This window comes from Flavobacterium olei, from assembly GCF_039749035.1.
Classification (GTDB): Bacteria; Bacteroidota; Bacteroidia; order Flavobacteriales; family Flavobacteriaceae; genus Flavobacterium; species Flavobacterium olei.
In genome coordinates, this window is record NZ_JBDKWC010000002.1 from 620,256 (window position 1) to 638,670 (window position 18,415).

At 33.7% G+C, this 18,415-nt stretch carries 20 protein-coding genes and 1 pseudogene; 10 read left to right on the plus strand and 11 right to left on the minus strand.

Annotation, left to right across the window (positions count from 1 at the left end):
- Positions 1-140 precede the first annotated feature (140 nt).
- On the minus strand, positions 141-848 hold the full coding sequence (gene pepE, locus ABEB31_RS06645; protein ID WP_347050562.1) for a dipeptidase PepE: 708 nt from the start codon (positions 846-848) through the stop codon (positions 141-143).
- 165 nt (positions 849-1,013) lie between these two features.
- On the opposite strand from pepE, the gene ABEB31_RS06650 reads away from it, so the two are divergent.
- The 8 genes from ABEB31_RS06650 (at position 1,014) to ABEB31_RS06685 (ending at position 7,865) form a co-directional block, all read left to right on the plus strand.
- Positions 1,014-1,781 carry a carboxypeptidase-like regulatory domain-containing protein gene (locus ABEB31_RS06650; protein ID WP_347050563.1) on the plus strand — a complete coding sequence of 256 codons (768 nt, stop codon included), beginning with the start codon at positions 1,014-1,016 and terminating at the stop codon, positions 1,779-1,781.
- A complete protein-coding gene (locus ABEB31_RS06655) occupies positions 1,768-2,535 on the plus strand; it encodes a carboxypeptidase-like regulatory domain-containing protein (protein ID WP_347050564.1) in 768 nt (255 codons plus the stop codon). Before ABEB31_RS06650 ends, ABEB31_RS06655 begins: the two co-directional genes overlap by 14 nt.
- 16 nt (positions 2,536-2,551) lie before the next feature.
- Positions 2,552-3,250 carry a carboxypeptidase-like regulatory domain-containing protein gene (locus ABEB31_RS06660; protein ID WP_347050565.1) on the plus strand — a complete coding sequence of 233 codons (699 nt, stop codon included), beginning with the start codon at positions 2,552-2,554 and terminating at the stop codon, positions 3,248-3,250.
- On the plus strand, positions 3,240-3,992 hold the full coding sequence (bamP, locus tag ABEB31_RS06665; RefSeq protein WP_347050566.1) for a BamP family beta-barrel-assembly machinery protein: 753 nt from the start codon (positions 3,240-3,242) through the stop codon (positions 3,990-3,992). Before ABEB31_RS06660 ends, bamP begins: the two co-directional genes overlap by 11 nt.
- Positions 3,989-4,495: a DUF6702 family protein gene (locus ABEB31_RS06670; RefSeq protein ID WP_347050567.1), complete on the plus strand. Its 507-nt coding sequence runs from the start codon at positions 3,989-3,991 to the stop codon at positions 4,493-4,495. Before bamP ends, ABEB31_RS06670 begins: the two co-directional genes overlap by 4 nt.
- 62 nt (positions 4,496-4,557) lie before the next feature.
- Positions 4,558-6,801: a M1 family metallopeptidase gene (locus ABEB31_RS06675; protein WP_347050568.1), complete on the plus strand. Its 2,244-nt coding sequence runs from the start codon at positions 4,558-4,560 to the stop codon at positions 6,799-6,801.
- A 153-nt stretch (positions 6,802-6,954) separates the two neighbouring features.
- Entirely contained in the window at positions 6,955-7,302 is a 348-nt protein-coding gene (locus ABEB31_RS06680) for a Sec-independent protein translocase subunit TatA/TatB (RefSeq protein WP_347050569.1), read from the plus strand.
- Complete coding sequence (locus tag ABEB31_RS06685) at positions 7,302-7,865, plus strand: phosphatase PAP2 family protein (RefSeq protein WP_347050570.1); 564 nt, start codon at positions 7,302-7,304, stop codon at positions 7,863-7,865. Before ABEB31_RS06680 ends, ABEB31_RS06685 begins: the two co-directional genes overlap by 1 nt.
- A 248-nt stretch (positions 7,866-8,113) precedes the next feature.
- Here ABEB31_RS06685 and ABEB31_RS06690 read toward each other — a convergent pair whose 3' ends face one another.
- The 5 genes from ABEB31_RS06690 to ABEB31_RS06710 all read right to left on the minus strand — a co-directional run bounded on the left by ABEB31_RS06690 (position 8,114) and on the right by ABEB31_RS06710 (position 11,989).
- On the minus strand, positions 8,114-8,755 hold the full coding sequence (locus tag ABEB31_RS06690) for an O-methyltransferase (RefSeq protein WP_347050571.1): 642 nt from the start codon (positions 8,753-8,755) through the stop codon (positions 8,114-8,116).
- A 111-nt stretch (positions 8,756-8,866) separates the two neighbouring features.
- Positions 8,867-9,265 carry a hypothetical protein gene (locus tag ABEB31_RS06695; RefSeq protein WP_347050572.1) on the minus strand — a complete coding sequence of 133 codons (399 nt, stop codon included), beginning with the start codon at positions 9,263-9,265 and terminating at the stop codon, positions 8,867-8,869.
- Between the two features lie 201 nt (positions 9,266-9,466).
- A complete protein-coding gene (locus ABEB31_RS06700) occupies positions 9,467-9,994 on the minus strand; it encodes a YceI family protein (protein ID WP_347050573.1) in 528 nt (175 codons plus the stop codon).
- A gap of 28 nt (positions 9,995-10,022) precedes the next feature.
- Positions 10,023-11,414, minus strand: a complete 1,392-nt coding sequence (locus tag ABEB31_RS06705) for a hypothetical protein (protein WP_347050574.1) — start codon at positions 11,412-11,414, stop codon at positions 10,023-10,025.
- A gap of 8 nt (positions 11,415-11,422) precedes the next feature.
- The gene (locus ABEB31_RS06710; protein ID WP_347050575.1) at positions 11,423-11,989 is read right to left on the minus strand and encodes a YceI family protein; all 567 of its coding nucleotides are present in this window, start codon (positions 11,987-11,989) and stop codon (positions 11,423-11,425) included.
- 485 nt (positions 11,990-12,474) lie between these two features.
- Between ABEB31_RS06710 and rlmN the strand changes: the two genes are divergently transcribed.
- Positions 12,475-13,527 carry a dual-specificity RNA methyltransferase RlmN gene (gene rlmN, locus ABEB31_RS06715; protein WP_347050576.1) on the plus strand — a complete coding sequence of 351 codons (1,053 nt, stop codon included), beginning with the start codon at positions 12,475-12,477 and terminating at the stop codon, positions 13,525-13,527.
- Between the two features lie 82 nt (positions 13,528-13,609).
- On the opposite strand, the gene ABEB31_RS06720 is transcribed toward rlmN, so the two are convergent.
- Complete coding sequence (locus tag ABEB31_RS06720; RefSeq protein WP_347050577.1) at positions 13,610-14,470, minus strand: hypothetical protein; 861 nt, start codon at positions 14,468-14,470, stop codon at positions 13,610-13,612.
- Positions 14,471-14,624: 154 nt separating this feature from the next.
- On the opposite strand from ABEB31_RS06720, the gene ABEB31_RS06725 reads away from it, so the two are divergent.
- Complete coding sequence (locus ABEB31_RS06725) at positions 14,625-15,602, plus strand: polyprenyl synthetase family protein (RefSeq protein WP_347050578.1); 978 nt, start codon at positions 14,625-14,627, stop codon at positions 15,600-15,602.
- 3 nt (positions 15,603-15,605) lie between these two features.
- Here ABEB31_RS06725 and ABEB31_RS06730 read toward each other — a convergent pair whose 3' ends face one another.
- The 4 genes and pseudogenes from ABEB31_RS06730 to ABEB31_RS06745 all read right to left on the minus strand — a co-directional run bounded on the left by ABEB31_RS06730 (position 15,606) and on the right by ABEB31_RS06745 (position 18,261).
- Positions 15,606-16,487 (minus strand): hypothetical protein, encoded by an 882-nt coding sequence (locus ABEB31_RS06730; RefSeq protein WP_347050579.1) that lies wholly within the window; start codon positions 16,485-16,487, stop codon positions 15,606-15,608.
- On the minus strand, positions 16,447-17,043 hold the full coding sequence (locus ABEB31_RS06735; protein ID WP_347050580.1) for a hypothetical protein: 597 nt from the start codon (positions 17,041-17,043) through the stop codon (positions 16,447-16,449). Before ABEB31_RS06735 ends, ABEB31_RS06730 begins: the two co-directional genes overlap by 41 nt.
- A gap of 372 nt (positions 17,044-17,415) precedes the next feature.
- Positions 17,416-17,734: pseudogene (locus ABEB31_RS06740) on the minus strand (DUF7677 family protein).
- Between the two features lie 5 nt (positions 17,735-17,739).
- Positions 17,740-18,261 (minus strand): GNAT family N-acetyltransferase, encoded by a 522-nt coding sequence (locus ABEB31_RS06745; protein WP_347050582.1) that lies wholly within the window; start codon positions 18,259-18,261, stop codon positions 17,740-17,742.
- Positions 18,262-18,415: the final 154 nt, after the last annotated feature.

Here is an 18,415-nt window from a genome sequence, read left to right on the forward strand (position 1 = left end):
TTCAAAAGCCTCAAACATTGTTTGAGGCTTTTTTGTTTTCTGTCGTTTTTTTTTACTGTATTAGTGATATAAGTTGACAAATTTTTGTGTGATTTTTTTATTAAATGAACTTATATAACTTATATGATTTAGAGAAAAAACTATTTCAAACTGCTCAAATCGCTTTCTGTTTCCAATTCTTCAGGATTTTGGTTTTGTCGGAACAAACGAGCGCTTAAATCTCCTTTTAAGGTAATTTTCTCATCCTTTACTTCCAGCCAGCTTCCTTCTCTTAAACCTAAAACCGGAACTGAATTGAAGGCATGAAACTCTTTAATTCTTGTTTCTCTGGTTTCTCCCATGTGTTTAGATTGTAGATCAGCATCGAGATAATGCGGATTTAAATTGAAAGGAATAAGTCCCAATGTCTGAAAACTCGGTGGATAAACAATCGGCATATCGTTTGTAGTTTGCATCGACAAACCGCAGATATTACTTCCTGCACTTGATCCTAAATAAGGGGTTCCGTTTTTTACAGTTTCAGAAATCAACTGCATAATATTGTTTTTGTAAAGCTGTGTCACCAGCAAAAAAGTATTTCCTCCGCCTGTAAATATTCCTTCAGCATTTTTTACGGCTTCCTGCGGATCTTCAAATTCATGAATTCCGGTTACTTTTATGTCAATAGCGGCAAACGCCTCAGTTGCTTTTTGTGTATATTCATCATGCGAGATACCTCCCGGTCTGGCGTATGGAATAAATAAAATAGTTTTGCAGTTCTTAAAATGAGATTTCAGAGTGGGTAAAAGATATTCCAGATATTTTCCACCATGTAGGGTAGAAGTGCTTGCAATAATAATGCTTTTCATAAATTTAAAACTCAAAATTTGGTGTGTTAAAGGTATTAAAAATCTGCGTTTTCACAGGACTTATTCTTGTTTTAATTAACATATTTTTACCATGTCATTAATACTAAATTTGGAGGATGTTAAGATATTTTTACAGTTTTAAGAATATCTTTAAACTATGTCATTTTGATTCAGAAAATTACTTGTTTTTTAATTGTGGTGCTTGGCCAGACTTGCTGGTCTCAAATTCAGGAACGTTCTGTTTTTAGTGGTAAAATAGTTTCAAATACGGCAGATCTGGAAGGGGTTTATGTTATCAATGCGAAAACAGAAGAAACAGTTACTACCGATACGTCCGGATCTTTTTCTATTTTGGCAAAAGCAGATGATTTACTGATTTTTTCCTCCATAAATTTTAAAGAAAAAAGAGTTTTATTGAAACCGGAAGACTTTTCAAATCTGAATTTTACTGTAAATCTAAATTTGGTTATGTATCAACTACAGGAAGTGGTCATAAAAAGATATGATAATATCAATGCTGAAAATTTAGGAATAATTCCGGCAGGACAGAAAAAATATACTGCGGCCGAAAGAAAATTGCAAACGGCCACTGCATTAAATGCTACAGCAAACGCAGGAACTATGGCGGGCGGATCCATCTCTGCAGATCCTTTATTAAATTTTTTCTCCGGAAGAACGGCGATGCTTAAAAAAGAAGCTGCTGTCGAGAAGAAAGAATTTTTCATGAAGATGTTAGAAAACATGTTTAGTGTAGAACATTTCGTGGAACGGTTAAAAATTCCTGCGGAATATGTAAAAGGTTTCGAATATTTTGCAATCGAAAATGAAAAGTTTACGGTAATTTTAAATTCCAGAAATAAAACTTCGACAGAATTTTTGTTGGGGGAACTGGCAGTAAAATATAAAGAAATTATTGCTGGTGAAAATAAGTAAAAACATATCGACTGCTTTTTTTCTGCTTTTAGCTCATAGTAATTATGGGCAGGGAGTTACAAAGCAATTGTATGGAACAATAAATAACTTATCTGCGCCAATTGAAGGAGTTAATATTGTCAATAACAATACACAGGAAACTACTATTTCAGACGCTGAAGGGAATTTTTCTATTGCTGTAAAAGAAGGTCAGATTTTGGTTTTCTCTGCAGTCAGTTTAAATCCGTTAAAACGCAGGGTTACAAGTGAAGATCTTTCCTTAGAAAAACTTATTGTCGAAATGACGACAAAAGAAGAGGTTTTAAAAGAGGTGATAGTAAATAAAAACACTGCTATTACAGCAGAAAATCTCGGTATTATTCCGCGTGATCAGAAGAAATATACGCAGGCAGAAAGACAATTAAAAACCGCAGGAGATTTTAAACCTATAATGTTGCTGGGATTATTAGGCGGCTCAATGCCAATTGATCCTTTGATTAATAAAATTAGCGGAAGGACCAGGAACTTAAAGAAAAATGTCGAAGTTGAGAAAAAAGAAAAGAATGTTACAAAATTAGGTTATATGTTTGATGAGGTTTATTTTATTGAACGATTGAAAATACCTAAGGAAAATATAAATGAATTTAAGTTTTTTGCAGTCGAAAACGAAAGTTTTTGTATGACGATGAACACTAAAAATAAAACTTCAACAGAATTTCTTTTAGGAGAATTAGCTGTCAGGTATAAAGAAATAATTGCTGGTGAAAATAAGTAAAAAGATAGCTCTACTAATGTTTTTGGTTTTTGTTCAGATTAGCTTCGGACAAAAAAATGATTCAAAACAATTAGTCGGTAAAGTAGTGGAACAGTCAACTCCAATTGAAGGGGTAAATATTATTAACAACACGACTCAGGTAGCGACTGTCTCAGATGCTGAGGGTAATTTTTCAATTGCCGTTAGGGAAGGGGAGGTTTTGGTTTTTTCTGCTGTAAATTTAGAACCGGTGAAAAGAAGGATTGTGTCAGAAGATATTTATCCAAACGTCATGATCGTCAGGATGACAGCTAAAGAAGTCGAATTAAAAGAGGTAGTTGTTAATGAAAACGCCAATATTACGGCAGAAAATTTAGGAATTATTCCGTATGGACAGAAAAAATATACTCCTGCCGAGCGTAAAGTGTACACGGCAACTTCAACTTCTGTCGATAAACTGCTAAATTCAATTTCAGGTCGCACTGCGATGTTGAAAAAAGAGGCAAATGTGGAGAAAAAAGAAGCGCTTTTTAGAAAGCTGGAATATCTTTTTGAAGAAAATTATTATACACAAAGATTAAGAATTCCGGTCGCTGATATAAAAGGATTTCAGTTATTTTGTGTGGAAGATGCCGATTTTGCTGTATCTTTGAATACTAAAAACAAAACAATGAGTATGTTTTTAATCACAGATCTCGCCAGAAAATATCTAACAATTCTCGAAAATGAAAAATAAATTAGGAATACTCGTTGTCTGCTTACTTTGTCAAATTGTGTTGGGACAAAATGGTCCTAGAAAGCCATTGCATGGACAGGTTGTAAATGATTTTTTAGCCATTGAAAGTGGTTATGTAATGAATATCAATGCCAATGTAAGAACATTTATTGGTTCGGGCGGTTTATTTGATATTATGGCAAGGCCTAAGGATACATTGCTGTTTTCGGGTTTGGCATTTCAATCTAAAAAAATTGTTTTAACAGAGCAAGACTGCGCAGAGATTTTGTTTAAAATAAAACTGGATTTGGTTAATAATCAGCTAAAAGAAGTTGTGGTTCATAAAGAATTGAAAGTAAAATCGCTTAGCGGAGGATCGCAGAAAATGGTGGATATGCAGTTTGAAGACGACAAACAGTCTACGGCCAAAAATACGGCTATGCTTTCGGATCAGACGATTAAATACGGAACCGATTTTGTCCGAATCTTTAAAGATGTTAAAAAGCTTCTGAGCAAGAAACAAGATGTAAAAGAGGAAGAGGTTACCGATATTGCTTTTGTAGAATATGCTAAGGATAATTTTACCAAAGATTTCTACACCAAAACTCTTAATCTTAAAGAAGATGAAATAGAATTGTTCCTGATGTATTGCTCAAATGATCCGCACACAAAGCAGATGGTAGATCCGGAGCAAAAATTTCAGCTTATGGATTTCATGGTAAATAAAAATAAGGAATTTAAAGCTGCTGCTGTTCATAAATGAAAAATAAATTAGCCTACTTTTTGCTTGCAATTTTGTTTGTATCGACTTCGGCATTTACTTTTCATAAATTTTATGTCGGGGTTTTTCAGGTAAATTATGCTGCAGAAAAAAAAATGCTGCAGATTACTTCCCGTATTTTTATTGATGATCTGAATAATGCGATGGAAAAAAAGTACCACCGAAAAATATTTGTCGGAACCAGCAAGGAAACACCCGAAGATGTTGAGTTGCTGAAAAAATATTTGTCTGAACATTTTTTAATTAAAGTAAACGGACAGTCAAAAGCGATAACTTTTTTGTCTAAAGAAGCAGAAGCAGATGATGTTTTAGTCTGTTATTCCAGAATTAAGGATGTTGACAAATTTAAAACGCTTGAAATTTCAAATACGATTTTAGTAGATTGGAATGCAGAACAGCAAAATATTACACATATTTCAGCATATGACACCAAAAAAAGTGTTCTTTTTACAGAATCTTCAAGGAAAGAAGTGTTAAAATATTAATGAATCTGTAAAAATATTTTTTAAATTACTATTTTCACAGCTTGAAATTACCATTACATTTTATGAAAAGACTTTCATTATTATTACTTTTTCCTGCAATGTTAGCAGCACAGGACAAAGCACCAGCCACTCCGGCAAAACAACAGGGAAAATACGATACAAATAAGTTCAGTCAGATGTACGATTTACTGGCGACGCCAAATATGTTTCGTACGGCTTCCGGAGCACCCGGCCCGGCGTATTATCAGCAACAGGCAGATTACAAAATTGATATTGAACTGGACGATAAAAATTCAAAATTAAGCGGATCTGAAACAATCACGTACACTAATAATTCACCGGACAGTCTGGAGTATTTATGGGTACAACTGGATCAGAATCAGGCGAAAGCAAATACACAGACTTCATTAGCAGAAAGCGATAAAATTAGTCAGGTGCTTCCACTTGATGGTTTTTCTTCAAAATATTTGAAAAAAGATTTAGAACGCGGTTTTAATATTGAACAAGTTAAAGACGCAAAAGGAAATGCAATGTCGTATACGATTAACGAAACGATGATGCGTATTAACCTTACCTCTCCTTTAAAACCGGGAGAAAAGATTTCTTTTTCAGTAAAATGGTGGTATAACATCAATAATTACAGAAAAGAAGGCGGTCGTTCCGGATATGAATTATTCGAAAAAGACGGCAATAAATTATATGTAATTGCGCAATTCTATCCAAGAATGGCAGTTTATAACGATGTTGAAGGCTGGCAGAATATGCAGTTTTGGGGAAGTGGAGAGTTTGCTCTTCCTTTCGGAAACTTCGATGTTAATATTACAGTTCCCGCCGATCACGTGATCGATGCAACAGGAGAATTGACAAACAGAAGCGAAGTTTTTACTGCAGAGCAGGTTAAACGTTATGAACAGGCACAAAAATCATTTGATAAGCCAGTTGTTATTGTAACACAGGCAGAAGCAGAAGCCGCTGAAAAAGGTTTTTCTGAAAAGAAAAAAACATGGAAATTCAGTGCTAAAAATGTACGTGATTTTGGAATCGCTTCCTCAAGAAAATTCATTTACGATGCGATGGCAGTAAAACTGAATAACAAAGTGGTTATGGCAGAATCGGTTTATCCGAAAGAATCAAATCCGCTTTGGGGAGAAACTTCAACAATGACAGTTGCCCATACTTTAAAAAGTTATTCTTCTCATACATTTGATTATCCTTATCCAAAAGCGGTTTCTGTTTCAGCAGAAGATCAGGGAATGGAATATCCAATGATTTGCTGGAATTATGGCCGTCCGGATGAAAACGGTGTGACCAGCAAAGAAGTTAAAAACGGAATGATCGGAGTTGTTGTTCACGAAGTGGGGCATAACTTTTTTCCTATGATTGTAAATTCAGACGAGCGTCAGTGGACCTGGATGGATGAAGGTCTGAATTCATTTCTGGAATATTTGGCCGAACAGGAGTTAGATCCTACTTTCCCATCCAGAAGAGGACCGGCAAAAAACATAGTTCCTTATATGAGCGGGGATCAAAAGTTTCTGGAGCCCATTATGTCAAACTCAGAAACCATTCACCAGTTTGGAAACAACGCTTACGGAAAACCCGCAACAGGTCTTAATATTTTGAGAGAAGTGGTTATGGGAAGAGAATTGTTTGACCATGCTTTTAAAACCTATGCCAACAGATGGAAATTTAAACACCCAACTCCTGAAGATTTCTTCAGAACAATGGAAGATGCTTCTGCAGTAGACTTAGACTGGTTCTTTAGAGGTTGGTTTTATTCTACTGATTTTGTTGATATCGGAATCAAAGATGTAAAACAATATTATGTGTCTGATACTCCAACCGCAGATCTTAAAGATGTCAAGGTAAGAAAAGGACGTTTTGGATATGAAAAAGGGCCTTTTGTTTATCTGGTTTCAGGTGATAACGCAGAAGTAAACTCTTCGAAGAAAAAAGCGTTAAAAGTAGAAGAATTTAAAACTCTGGCAGATTATATAGATCAGACTTATACTGCTGATGAAAAAGCAAGTATCAAATCTCCTAAATATTTTTACGAAGTAGAATTTAATAAGCCGGGCGGAATGATTATGCCTATTTTAGTTGAAATCACGTACGAAGACGGTTCTAAAGATAATTACAAATATCCGGCACAAATATGGAGAAAAAGTAATGAAACAGCCAGAAAGGTTTACGCAACAACAAAGGCTATTAAAAGTATTCAGGTCGACCCTAAATTGCTGACAGCAGATATTGATGTAACCAACAATTCCTGGCCAAAAGCAGAAACAAAGTCAAAATTTGACTAACAAATAACAATTAATAAAAAAGTTCATTAGGATGTAAATAGCCCAATGAACTTTTTTCTTTTTTGTAAAATGTATTTTAAAGGACTTTTTAAGTTAATTTTAAAAGTCTACGCTACAAAATTTAATATCTTTGCATCAACAAAAATAAAAGTTATGTTTGGTATAGGAGGAGGAGAATTAGTTTTCATACTGTTTATCGTATTAATGCTTTTTGGTTCAGATAAAGTGCCTGAGATTGCCCGTACAATGGGTAAAGCCATGGCACAGTTAAAAAATGCGACTAATGATATTAAAAGTGAAATTCAGAAAGGAGCAGAGGCGAATGGTCTTGATTCTAAATCTCTGAGTGATATTACCGGTAATATCAATGCAGAAATTAGTAACGCAAAGTCGAACATACTGGGCGAAAACGGGAATCTTTTAGCAGAGACAACCAATGAAATCGAAAAAGTAAAAGAAGATATTGATGTACTTTCCGGACCTATTAAACGCCAAAGATAATGCTCGAAAAAATACAGCAATTAGACACTGATCTGCTTATTTATTTAAATGGATTAGGTTCTGAAACATACGATAAGCTCTGGCTGATTATAACAAACCAACTATATTGGACGCCTTTCTTTTTGTTCCTTTTTTTTCTTATCTATAAAAAAGTCGGCGGAAAACAAACTTTATACTTATTGCTTTTCATAGCAATTTTAATTGCATTTACAGATCAGACCTGTAATTTGTTCAAACATACTTTTCAACGCTTACGCCCTTGTAATAATCCGGATCTGGCCTCTATTATTCGAATTGTTCAGGTTCGTAAATCGTACAGTTTCTTTTCGGGACACGCAGCTAATACAATGGCGGTAGCCACTTTCCTTTTTTGGATTTTAAGACGTCACTTCAGATATTTCGGGTTTATATTTTTATGGCCTTTAATATTTGCTTACAGTCGAATATATCTCGGTTTGCATTATCCGGTAGATATACTCTCAGGGTATTTCTTTGGAGCACTTTTCGGATCACTGCTTTATTTGGTTTACCGAAAATTAAAACCACAGTATTTCCCGGGATGATTTATGAGCGTATAAGATGTTAAGTTTCTAATTTTGAAAGATAAATTGAATTTACCATAATATTGCCTCCTGTTTTAGCTGGAGGTTTTTTTACAATAACTGAAAAGGCTTTAATCAAACACATAATGTTTGGTTAAAGCCTTTTTTATTTAAAGTTTTAGTCTTAGTTGTTTTCTGAGACGGCTCAAATATTATGACAGTACAAAAAAACTTAGAATCTTAGCCGCTCAGAACCTTAGTACCTTTATTTATAATACTCTGGAAACAGTCAGTCCATCCCGAATTGGTAATAAAACTGTTTCTACTCTTGGGTCATTTTTTAAAAGTAAATTGTATTCCAGAAGTACTTTTGTACTTACATCATTTGGATGTACGGGATCCAAAATCTTTCCGCTCCACAAAACATTATCAGATAAAATAATGCCGCCTTTATTCATTTTTGGAACAATCATTTCCCAGTAATTCAGATAGTTTTCTTTATCAGCATCAATAAAGACCAAATCAAATTTTACGTCGAGATTAGGAATAATATCTATGGCTTCTCCCAAATGCTGAAAAATCTGTTTTCCCCACGGCGATGCATCAAAATATTTTCTTTGAAAATCTACTAATTCTTCTTTGATATCGATAGTATGCAACTGGCCGTTTTCCTGCATTCCTTCGCACAGACATAAAGCTGCATAGCCTGTATAAGTGCCAATTTCCAGAATATTGACGGGACGAATTAATTTTGATAACATACTTAAAACACGACCCTGAAAATGTCCGCTCAACATTCGGGGCAGAAGTATTTTCTGGTAAGTTTCTTTATTAAGTTTTGCCAACAATTCCGGTTCATTTTGAGAATGTTGTTCTATATAATCTTCTAGTTCCTGAGAGATAAAATGCATGTTGTTGTATCTTGTAGTAAAGTGCAAAAATACAAAAATATAAACTTGTAATAGCGCATAAAAAAACCATTCGTTTTGCGAATGGTTTTCTTCTGAGTTAAAAAAATGAGTTTATTTTTTTAAAGCTTCATTAACGTCTTTTGCTGTTTTTACGGTTCCGTCTTTTGCTGCTTTCGCTGCATTTTCAACTTTCTCTGCACCTTTTTTAGTAGCGTCTTTTACATTGGTAGCTGTTTTGTTCGCTGCATTCTCTACATCACTTGCTGCTTTTTTAGTAGCTTCTTTCACATCTGTTGCTGCATTTTGTGTAGCATCTTTGGCTTTCGCGGCAGCACTTTCAGCTTTACTTACCGCACTGTCTGTTACTTCCTCAATATCTGTGGTAAGAGAATCCACTTTGTTACCAAGTGTTAATTCGTCTTCAGCAGGTTTTGGTTCTTTCTTCTCGCAAGATTGAACTGCAAATGCTAATAAAGCAACAATAGCCAAACTTAAAATTTGTTTTTTCATAATGAAATGTCTTTTTTTAGGTATTAAAAATTTATAGGTTATATGTAGAATAATAAAAATACAAATTTTAAAATTATTGCGCACTTTGTAAGATTATTTTTCTTTTGATTGCAAGACAATTCTTATGCCAAATTTTTCAATTTTGAAAATGCAAGCCAAATTTATTTCTAGAATTGGGTCAGGAGCTTTCTGGGGTAATTTTTAGTTTTTATATAAACTGAAATTAATAACAATATCATCTTTTACTTTAATTAGTCCAGCCATTTTTACAGGAGCTTCTAAATCAATATCAGAAAATTTTAAATTTAAGGTTCCCTGGATTTTATCATCAGTATTGTATAAAATAAAATCTTTGTATTTAAGTGTTTTATCCGTAATGAGGAAATTTAGCCTGCATTTGTAATTTTTTCCGCATTGCTTTATATCGCTGATAGTCACTGTGCTGTTTGGGAATTTTTTTACTTTCACAGTTCCCTGTAAATCTTTGGTCATTATTTTATTGCCACAATCAAAATTCGACATTTTAATGTCGGTATTAAAAGTGTTTTTTTTAACCGAATTAACATATACTGTATCCTTTATAGAAAAAGTATTAGAGCAATTGTATTTGCCAACAGTAGACAGTCCTGTGATTTCTATTTTTATTTTATTTATTACCACAGGAGTATCTTCTGCAAAAAAAGTGGGTTTAGCACTTCCTAATAAAAAGAATAATACTAAACCCATCATTACTATTTGAATTCTATTTAACATTGTGTCAGAATGAAATTACTGCTTCGAACATTAGTCCTTCAAAGCTGCCACCAAAAAGGTCGTTTGGTGTAGCCCCGTTAAACTGAGAGAAGTTTTTATATTTTTGGTCTACATATTCAAGTTTTGCCAGAACATTTTTAGTCATAAACCATCCAGCTGCAGCTTCGAATCGGTTGATCTGTATGCTTTGAGTGTTAGCATTTGCTAATTTTCCATCCACTAAATTGTATTTTCCGCCTACATAAAATCTTTCATTCTCACCAAATCGATATACAAGATCTCCCACATACTGATTAACTTTACGAGTGGCATCAGTTCCTTTAAAATCTCCGCCGGAAGTAAATTCTAAGGTTCCAAAAAACTCAAGGCCTTTGTATTTAATAAATGGGTTAACCATATAAGATGTTGCCCAATTTCCATATCCCGGATTAAATCTTCCGGTATCTTTATTGGCTGTTGGATCAAAGTTATTGGCAACAGTACTTAAAACTGCGCCTGTTGCAGGATTTACTATGCTGTATTCTGAGTGACTCATTACTCCGTAAAAACGGCTTCCTGCTCTGTCAGAAGCATATAAATTTCCGCTTGAATTGGCTGTATGATAATAAGATCCTGTTAATCTAATTCTTAAATCGTCATTGATTTGTTTGTCCCAGCCTAACTTTGCCAAAATAGATGGACTTATAGTAGTATTATTGTCTGGTTTTGTAGCCGTAGGAGCCGAAGCTATAATTTCCTGAACATTTTGATTCAGTTTGGAGTTGGTAACACCAATCATACTCACAAATCCAGATCTGTTGTAATACACTTCAGCTCCCATTTCGGTAATAAAAGCGTCCATAATATTGTTGCCTACAAAAGGGTTCATAAATGCATTTCCGTTATCAGATCTTCTAAAATGCGCGTCACCATAATTATTTTCCATTTGACCGATTTTAATGGTTGTATACTGCATAAAATCTTTAAGGAAATCTTTTTTAATGAAGTCTAACTTGTCAATTTGTAAATAACCTCCTTTTACCCAGGTTTCGTTATGATGTCTGGATGCCAGATAAACATCTAAGTTTACGCGGACACCATCATACAATTGAGCACCAATTGTAAAGTTGGCATTTGGAAGGTTAAAGTTGTTTTCAAGATTGTTTAATCTGTACCCCGGAGCATTAGCCAAATCTTTCTGATCGTTAAACGAATTTAAAGCCTGAAACTGAAGTGCAAATGCCGCACCCATATCTACACTTAAACCTTTATACGCCACAGTGTCTTTTTTTACATCAAACTGATTGATTCCTTTCTGGCTTCTCGGAATTTGGTTCTGAATATGTCCAAAGCTTACTTGAGCCTGAACAGCGAATGTACTTATTACAGTAATAAATAGGATATAAATTTTCTTCATGGCGGTTATTAATTAAAGTTTAAATTAAATTTTATGGTTAGGTCCTGTCCTGTTTTTATCGTGCCCAGCATTGCGGTTGGAGATTTCATACCGAATTCTGTAAAGGTTATTTTATTAGATCCCTGAAGATTTATACCGTCTTTGGTTACCGTTGTTTTTACAGCCGTTTTGTATACTTTACTAACGCCGGCAATCGTGTAAGTTCCGGTTAATTCCCAAGTCGTTTCGTTTACCTTTTCAGCAGATTTCAGAACATATTTGATGTTTTTGTTTTTATCTGTTTTTAAAGTTTCGTACGCGACCTTGTCCATACTTTTCTTTTCGCTTTTGATGCTTTCAGCTGCCAGGGTAATGGACAGAGCATCAATATCTGTTAGTTTTCCGTTGACAATGCTTAACGATGCTGTTCCCGTCCCTAAAGCCGATTTCATTTCCCAATCGTGCAGAGTGGAAGTACCCGAAACAGAGAAAGTGGATTTAGTGTCTAAGGTGTATGCTTTTTGTGCCTTTACAAATGAAGTAATGCCGAAAATTGCAAGTACAATCAGTAATAATTGTGATTTATTGGTTTTCATTTTTGTCATGTTTATATTATTAAAAATAAGTTAATATATAGGCCGGTTTATATTTGATGTTTTAACTTGTATCAAAGATCAATCTATAAACCAGCTTAATACATGATAAAAATCATTGTTAAAATTTTATTAAATTGGTATTTATAACTACAACGTTTTCATTATTCGTAAAACCGACAGAAATGTGGAGTAGAAATATGCGATATTGTTAATTAGTTAAAAGTGCACAGGGAAGTATTGTGGATATAGATGGTATATATGAAAAGTCTGAAATTTTCGGGATGCCATTTAATAGAATGTGATTAAATAAATACATTTAGATTACCTGGGATTTTGTAAATTTTATAATCAATTCTATTAAGCTATTGCTTTTTAGCCAATTGTAATTTTGGAGATACCTCAAATTTGCTATGATTTTCTATTCTATGACTAAGAATACATTTAAAAAACAGAAAAAAAACGCTAAAAGTGCTTAACTTTGCAGCATGCAAATGGAGAAAAAAGACATACGAGCCTTATCAAAAGACCAGCTTCGCGATTTTTTTGTTGAAAACGGAGACAAAGCTTTTCGCGGAAATCAGGTTTATGAATGGTTGTGGAGCAAGGGCGCTCACAGTTTTGAAGACATGACAAATGTCGCAAAATCTACAAGAACAATGCTGGAAAACAATTTTGTAATCAATCATATTAAAGTTGATACGATGCAGAAAAGCAGCGACGGGACTGTAAAAAACGCCGTACGTCTTCACGATGGTTTAGTTGTCGAATCGGTTTTAATTCCGACCGATACCAGAACTACGGCCTGTGTTTCGAGTCAGGTAGGTTGTAGTCTCGACTGTAATTTTTGTGCTACTGCAAGATTAAAAAGAATGCGTAATCTGGAGCCGGGAGAAATCTACGATCAGGTGCTGGCAATTGATAAAGAAAGCCGTCTGTATTACAATCATCCGCTTTCCAATATCGTTTTTATGGGAATGGGCGAACCTTTAATGAATTACAATAATGTCATTAAAGCCATCGACATGATTACTTCAGAAGAAGGTTTGGGAATGTCTCCCAAGCGAATTATGGTTTCGACATCGGGAATTCCGAAAATTATCAAAAAAATGGCCGATGATGATGTAAAGTTTAAACTTGCCGTTTCCTTACATTCTGCTATTGACGAAACACGCGCCAGAATTATGCCTTTCAGTAAAAACTTTCCATTAAAAGATTTGCGGGAAGCATTAGAATATTGGTACAGAAAAACGAAAAGTAAAGTTTCTTACGAATATGTGGTCTGGAAGGGAATCAACGACGATAAAGCTTCAGTTGATGCATTAGTTAAATTTTGCAAATATGTACCATGCAAAGTGAATTTAATTGAATACAACCCAATTGACGACGGCGAATTCCAGCAAGCTTCCGAAGAGTCAATTATGGCCTACATAAAAGCGTTAGAGAATATCGGAATAGTAGTAAAGGTGAGAAGAAGCCGGGGAAAAGACATTGATGCTGCCTGTGGGCAATTGGCCAACAAAGAAGCAGAAGCCGTATAAAAACAAATATTTTATAAAACAAAAAAAGCATTAAAAACGATTGTAGTTGTTTTTAATGCTTTTTTTCTGGGCAAAAAGGATGCTATTTTTTTAAATCTACTTCTTCGGTAACTCCGTTTTTTGTTACTGTTGCAAGCGTATCGCATTCTCCGTTTCCGTAATCTATAGTTGCCGAAGCGCCATTTTTTGTAATAGAGACAATTCCTTTTACAGCAAAAGATTTTCTGCATGTAGCATTAAATTCCAAAGGCGTTGTAATTTCTGCAGCAAAAGTATCTCCGTTCGGGAAAGTTGTAGAACCACTTCCGGTAACCACAAACGCATTGTCATCCCAATCAAACCACGTATCGTAACCAGAGGTCATTTCTTTTACAAGAGTCCCTTTCCTTGTATATATTTTGCCATCATCAAAAGTAATGCTTAGATCAATAGAAGCGGTTGATACCGGATGCGGGGTCACCAAAATATTGGTTTCTTTAATCGTTCTTACAATACTTTTACTGCCCTGAAGTTTTCTTCCGTTATGATAGAAACCTTCAAAAGTATAGTTTATGGTTTGGGTTGAAGAATTAAAATCGTTAGAAAAAGAAACGACCATCTTTCCTTTCACCGTATTTCCATTATTCAAAGTACAGCCTTCTGCACCAAAATCAATGGTTTTGGTCCAGGTGTTGTTGGTTAAAACGGTTGTTATTGTGGCACACGCTGGCAGGAAGCTCTTAATTGGTCCGCCCGGTTTTGAATTCACATTTAGTTGAGAACTAAACTGATCTTCAGCTATATTGGTAACATCTTCTACAGAAGCATCGATTTTTGAGTTTGTGATAATTTCCTCGTTGGTAATTGCTGCCGACGAGCCGTCATTTGTTTTTTCATCAGAATTACAACTAATGAAGAAAGACATAGTAATACAAGTGCTAATTAATAAAAATTTTGTTTTCATAAATAAATAGTTTTGGGTTTTAATTAATGAATTCAAATCAGTATTAGTCAGAGCTATTTTTGGTGGCTGTTTTTAGATTAAAAGATAAAATATTATAATCCTAATCTAAATTACACAACGTATTTTTATTAAAAATAGTATATTTGGGGTCGAAATGAATATTACGTCTCAAATAAAACAGCCTATTTTGACCGAGATGGAACTTTTTGAAAAAAAGTTTCATGAATCGATGACTTCGAAGGTGGCGCTGTTAAACCGAATCACTTATTATATCGTAAACCGCAAGGGAAAACAAATGCGTCCGATGTTTGTTTTTCTGACTGCAAAAATGGTTTCGGGTGGTACTGTAAACGAAAGAACTTATCGTGGAGCTTCTGTAATCGAGTTGATTCACACCGCAACTTTAGTACACGATGATGTTGTCGATGACAGCAATCGACGCCGCGGGTTTTTCTCCATCAACGCATTATGGAAAAATAAAATTGCGGTATTGGTTGGAGATTATTTATTGTCAAAAGGGTTGTTGCTTTCTATAGACAATGGCGATTTTGATTTATTAAAAATCATTTCTGTAGCCGTTCGCGAAATGAGCGAAGGAGAATTGCTTCAAATCGAAAAAGCAAGAAGACTCGATATTACCGAAGAGGTCTATTACGAAATCATCAGAAAAAAGACCGCGACGCTTATTGCAGCTTGTTGTGCGCTGGGCGCCAAGGCAGTAATCGAAGACGATATTCAGGTTGAGCACATGCGAAAGTTTGGCGAGTTGATCGGAATGGCATTTCAAATTAAAGATGATTTATTTGATTACAGCGAAGAAGCCATCGGAAAACCAACCGGAATCGATATTAAAGAGCAAAAAATGACATTGCCTTTAATTCATGTTTTAAATACTTGTACACCACAAGAAAAAAAGTGGCTGATAAACTCCATCAAAAACCACAACAAAGACAAAAAACGCGTAAAAAAAGTTATTGCTTTCGTAAAAGATAATAATGGTCTGGCTTACGCAGAAAACAAAATGGTCGAATTCCAACAGGAAGCGCTTTCATTGCTTCAAAACTTTGAAGATTCTGAGTTTAAGGACGCTTTGATCTTGATGGTGAATTATGTAATTGAAAGGAAGAAATAGTTTTTATTTTCCTTTAGATTTTACAGGTAAATAATAATCTCCTTTACCATTGTTTACATAACCATCGGGAGGTAATTCTCCACTACGATTATAGGCATGATAAATATATTGTTCTGCAGATTTTTCTTCCCTGATTAATTTAATAGAATTAGGATTTACTTGAAATACGAATTTTCCAGTCCATTTGCATTTCCAAATATCTCTGTTTAAACCTTCAGCTTTATAATCAATTATTATTTTATTTTCTTTTAAAGTGAGGATTATTTCTTTGTAGCAAAAATAAACTGATTGGCCTTTGAAATAAGATGTGTAACTACACGAATTTATTTCTTTTAAGGAGTTGGGATCATTCCGAAAGCCAAGGCTCATATAATATTTAAATATTTCGGTACAATGATCATCTAAATTTAACGCATTACGCAATGAACAAAGTTTTGTTGGTGTTTTGTTAAAACGAGATTCTCCACTTCCGTAAAACATTGCTATATATGATAGTGCAAGACGTTCGGTTTCTAATATTGTTATGCAAAAATCTTCGTTAATTAAATCATTGGAGTTTTTATCATTATATAAAAAAAAGATTTTTTTATTTTTCAATGGTAATGAATTAGCAAAATCTCCTTTAAATTTCCTATATATTGAATCTTTTTTAGCGACTTGATGCCAGTTATTTTCTATGCCATGAATAGTATCAGATTTATAAATATCAAAATACTCTTTTCCAATTTTATTTTGAAATGTTTTGCTGGTCGGAGTTGTTAAATCTTTTTCTTTAGGCTTTACGTGATTGCAGGAGCAGAATAAAATTAAAATAAAACAACAGATTTCTTTAAGTGTTATAATTTTATTTCTTTTTAGATTTTTGAGGTAAATAGTAATTCCCATTTCCATCATCTATATATCCAGCAGGAATTTTGCTGGCAAGAATTGTTGCAGCATTATAAGTATGTGTTGGTGTCGTTCCTTTTTCTGAAATTAATTTAATAGAGTTGGCTTTAACTAAAAATATATAATTTTGATACCACCAATATTCATGTTCATCTCTAAAATTGCCTTGAATTATTGCATTTATATAAATTTTATTACCTTTTACAGATAAAGTAATTTTTTTGAACCCCCATATTTCAGATGAAGTGTCTGGTACTTGATAACAGGGATTCACCTTTTCTAATGCCTTTTTCTCATGTCTAAACCATGATTTGTAAAAGGATATAAATTTTTCAGAACATTCATAATCTAAATTAATTGCGGATTGAATATTTTCAGCTTCTCTGGGGTTATCTGGATCATAACTCAGACTTACTGCATATAATGATATATAAGCTAATGCAGCTCGTTCAGGTTCAGATATTGTTTTACAATACTCCTTATTTATATGATTAAAAATAGTGTAGCGTTTAAAATTATGAGAATATTTTATTTCATTCCAAAAAAACACCACATTCTTGTTCTTAAGGGTATGCTTGTTTTCTGCAATAATTTTGTTCCAATACTTTTCTGTATTAATTATTGTATCTGATTTACAAGGATCTAAACATCCTTTTCCAAGTCTGTATTTTAGTTCTTTCGCTGCCAGGAATTACTAAATATCTTTCTTCAGACTCTGTTTGTTTACAAGAATACAGAGCGAAGAATAGTAAAAGTAAAAGTATTTTTTGCATAAGATATTTTGTAAATAAAAACTTACAAAACGTCTTTTTATTGTTTAAAACAATTTTCTAATTTATGTTTAAGATACCGCGATAAAGCCAGTATTCAAGTGTTTGGAATTTAGTGATTTATGAATTTGCAGTCGTAGCTTTTAAAATTTAATTTAAATTAAGTCTTTAAGTGGAGGTGGGTTGTGTAACTCAATTTCCCAATCTTCATACGGTGGTTTTACAATAAAATTAGAATCGCAATATTGTCTAATATAGTCTGTAGCTCTTTTTTCTGCATATTTTGCATTTAAAACTATTCCATTTTCATCTAATTCTATGACATTAGCATATTGCAAAAACCTGTTCAATTGCGCTTGGATCTTCACCATATAAGGTTAAATAATCTATTCCTTGTAAAGTATTTTGAGTTCCACTTGCCATAAAATAAGAAAATGTTCTAAGTGCGCCACTAAAAGAATTACTTAGCTTCATAATTATTAATTTAATTCCAGCTTCATCATAATATCCGTCTGTTCGTCATTTCCTAATTTAAAAATGTGTTTGTCAAATTCTACAAAACCATTTTTTTTATAGAAACTAAGTGCTCTGAAATTTTCTTCCCAAACACCTAGCCAAACATAACTAACTTCTTTTTGTCTGGCGATCTGAATTGCTTTTTCATAAAGGAGTTGCCCGACTTTCTGTCCGTGATATTCTTTTGGAACATAAATACGTTCTATTTCCAATGCTTTATTGTCTTTTAATTGGGTTTGCGATGCTCCAAAATTGAGTTTTAAATAGCCGATTACGGCATTGTCAAGAACAGCAAAATAAAATTCTGAATCTTTATTGTTAAGTTCGGCAGTTAATTTCTCTGATGAAAAATTCTCGTCGAGATATTTCCTCATGTCTTCCTCAGAATTATCTCCCGAGAAAGTTTCAGAGAAAGTCTGTCTGCCAATTTTTTGTAATTCGTTAATATCGTTTATAGTTACTTTTTGAATGTGTATGTCTTTCATTTTTTAAAGTTTGGATCTCCTTATAAGAGAGAAAATGATTCATTCAAAAGTACCAAATCAGATACAATTCTACAATCCAGAATAAACTTTAGATTAACTTTGTGATCGACTTACAAATAAAAACCTTTATAAGATTTTATATTCCTTTGCAGCT

Coding starts and splice junctions, on each gene's coding strand:
- pepE (WP_347050562.1), bottom strand. CDS start 848: ATGAAAAGCATTATTATTGCAAGCACTTCTACCCTACATGGTGGAAAA.
- ABEB31_RS06660 (WP_347050565.1), top strand. CDS start 2,552: ATGTTTTTGGTTTTTGTTCAGATTAGCTTCGGACAAAAAAATGATTCA.
- bamP (WP_347050566.1), top strand. CDS start 3,240: ATGAAAAATAAATTAGGAATACTCGTTGTCTGCTTACTTTGTCAAATT.
- ABEB31_RS06670 (WP_347050567.1), top strand. CDS start 3,989: ATGAAAAATAAATTAGCCTACTTTTTGCTTGCAATTTTGTTTGTATCG.
- ABEB31_RS06675 (WP_347050568.1), top strand. CDS start 4,558: ATGAAAAGACTTTCATTATTATTACTTTTTCCTGCAATGTTAGCAGCA.
- ABEB31_RS06680 (WP_347050569.1), top strand. CDS start 6,955: ATGTTTGGTATAGGAGGAGGAGAATTAGTTTTCATACTGTTTATCGTA.
- ABEB31_RS06685 (WP_347050570.1), top strand. CDS start 7,302: ATGCTCGAAAAAATACAGCAATTAGACACTGATCTGCTTATTTATTTA.
- ABEB31_RS06690 (WP_347050571.1), bottom strand. CDS start 8,755: ATGCATTTTATCTCTCAGGAACTAGAAGATTATATAGAACAACATTCT.
- ABEB31_RS06695 (WP_347050572.1), bottom strand. CDS start 9,265: ATGAAAAAACAAATTTTAAGTTTGGCTATTGTTGCTTTATTAGCATTT.
- ABEB31_RS06700 (WP_347050573.1), bottom strand. CDS start 9,994: ATGATGGGTTTAGTATTATTCTTTTTATTAGGAAGTGCTAAACCCACT.
- ABEB31_RS06705 (WP_347050574.1), bottom strand. CDS start 11,414: ATGAAGAAAATTTATATCCTATTTATTACTGTAATAAGTACATTCGCT.
- ABEB31_RS06710 (WP_347050575.1), bottom strand. CDS start 11,989: ATGAAAACCAATAAATCACAATTATTACTGATTGTACTTGCAATTTTC.
- rlmN (WP_347050576.1), top strand. CDS start 12,475: ATGCAAATGGAGAAAAAAGACATACGAGCCTTATCAAAAGACCAGCTT.
- ABEB31_RS06720 (WP_347050577.1), bottom strand. CDS start 14,470: ATGAAAACAAAATTTTTATTAATTAGCACTTGTATTACTATGTCTTTC.
- ABEB31_RS06725 (WP_347050578.1), top strand. CDS start 14,625: ATGAATATTACGTCTCAAATAAAACAGCCTATTTTGACCGAGATGGAA.
- ABEB31_RS06730 (WP_347050579.1), bottom strand. CDS start 16,487: ATGGGAATTACTATTTACCTCAAAAATCTAAAAAGAAATAAAATTATA.
- ABEB31_RS06745 (WP_347050582.1), bottom strand. CDS start 18,261: ATGAAAGACATACACATTCAAAAAGTAACTATAAACGATATTAACGAA.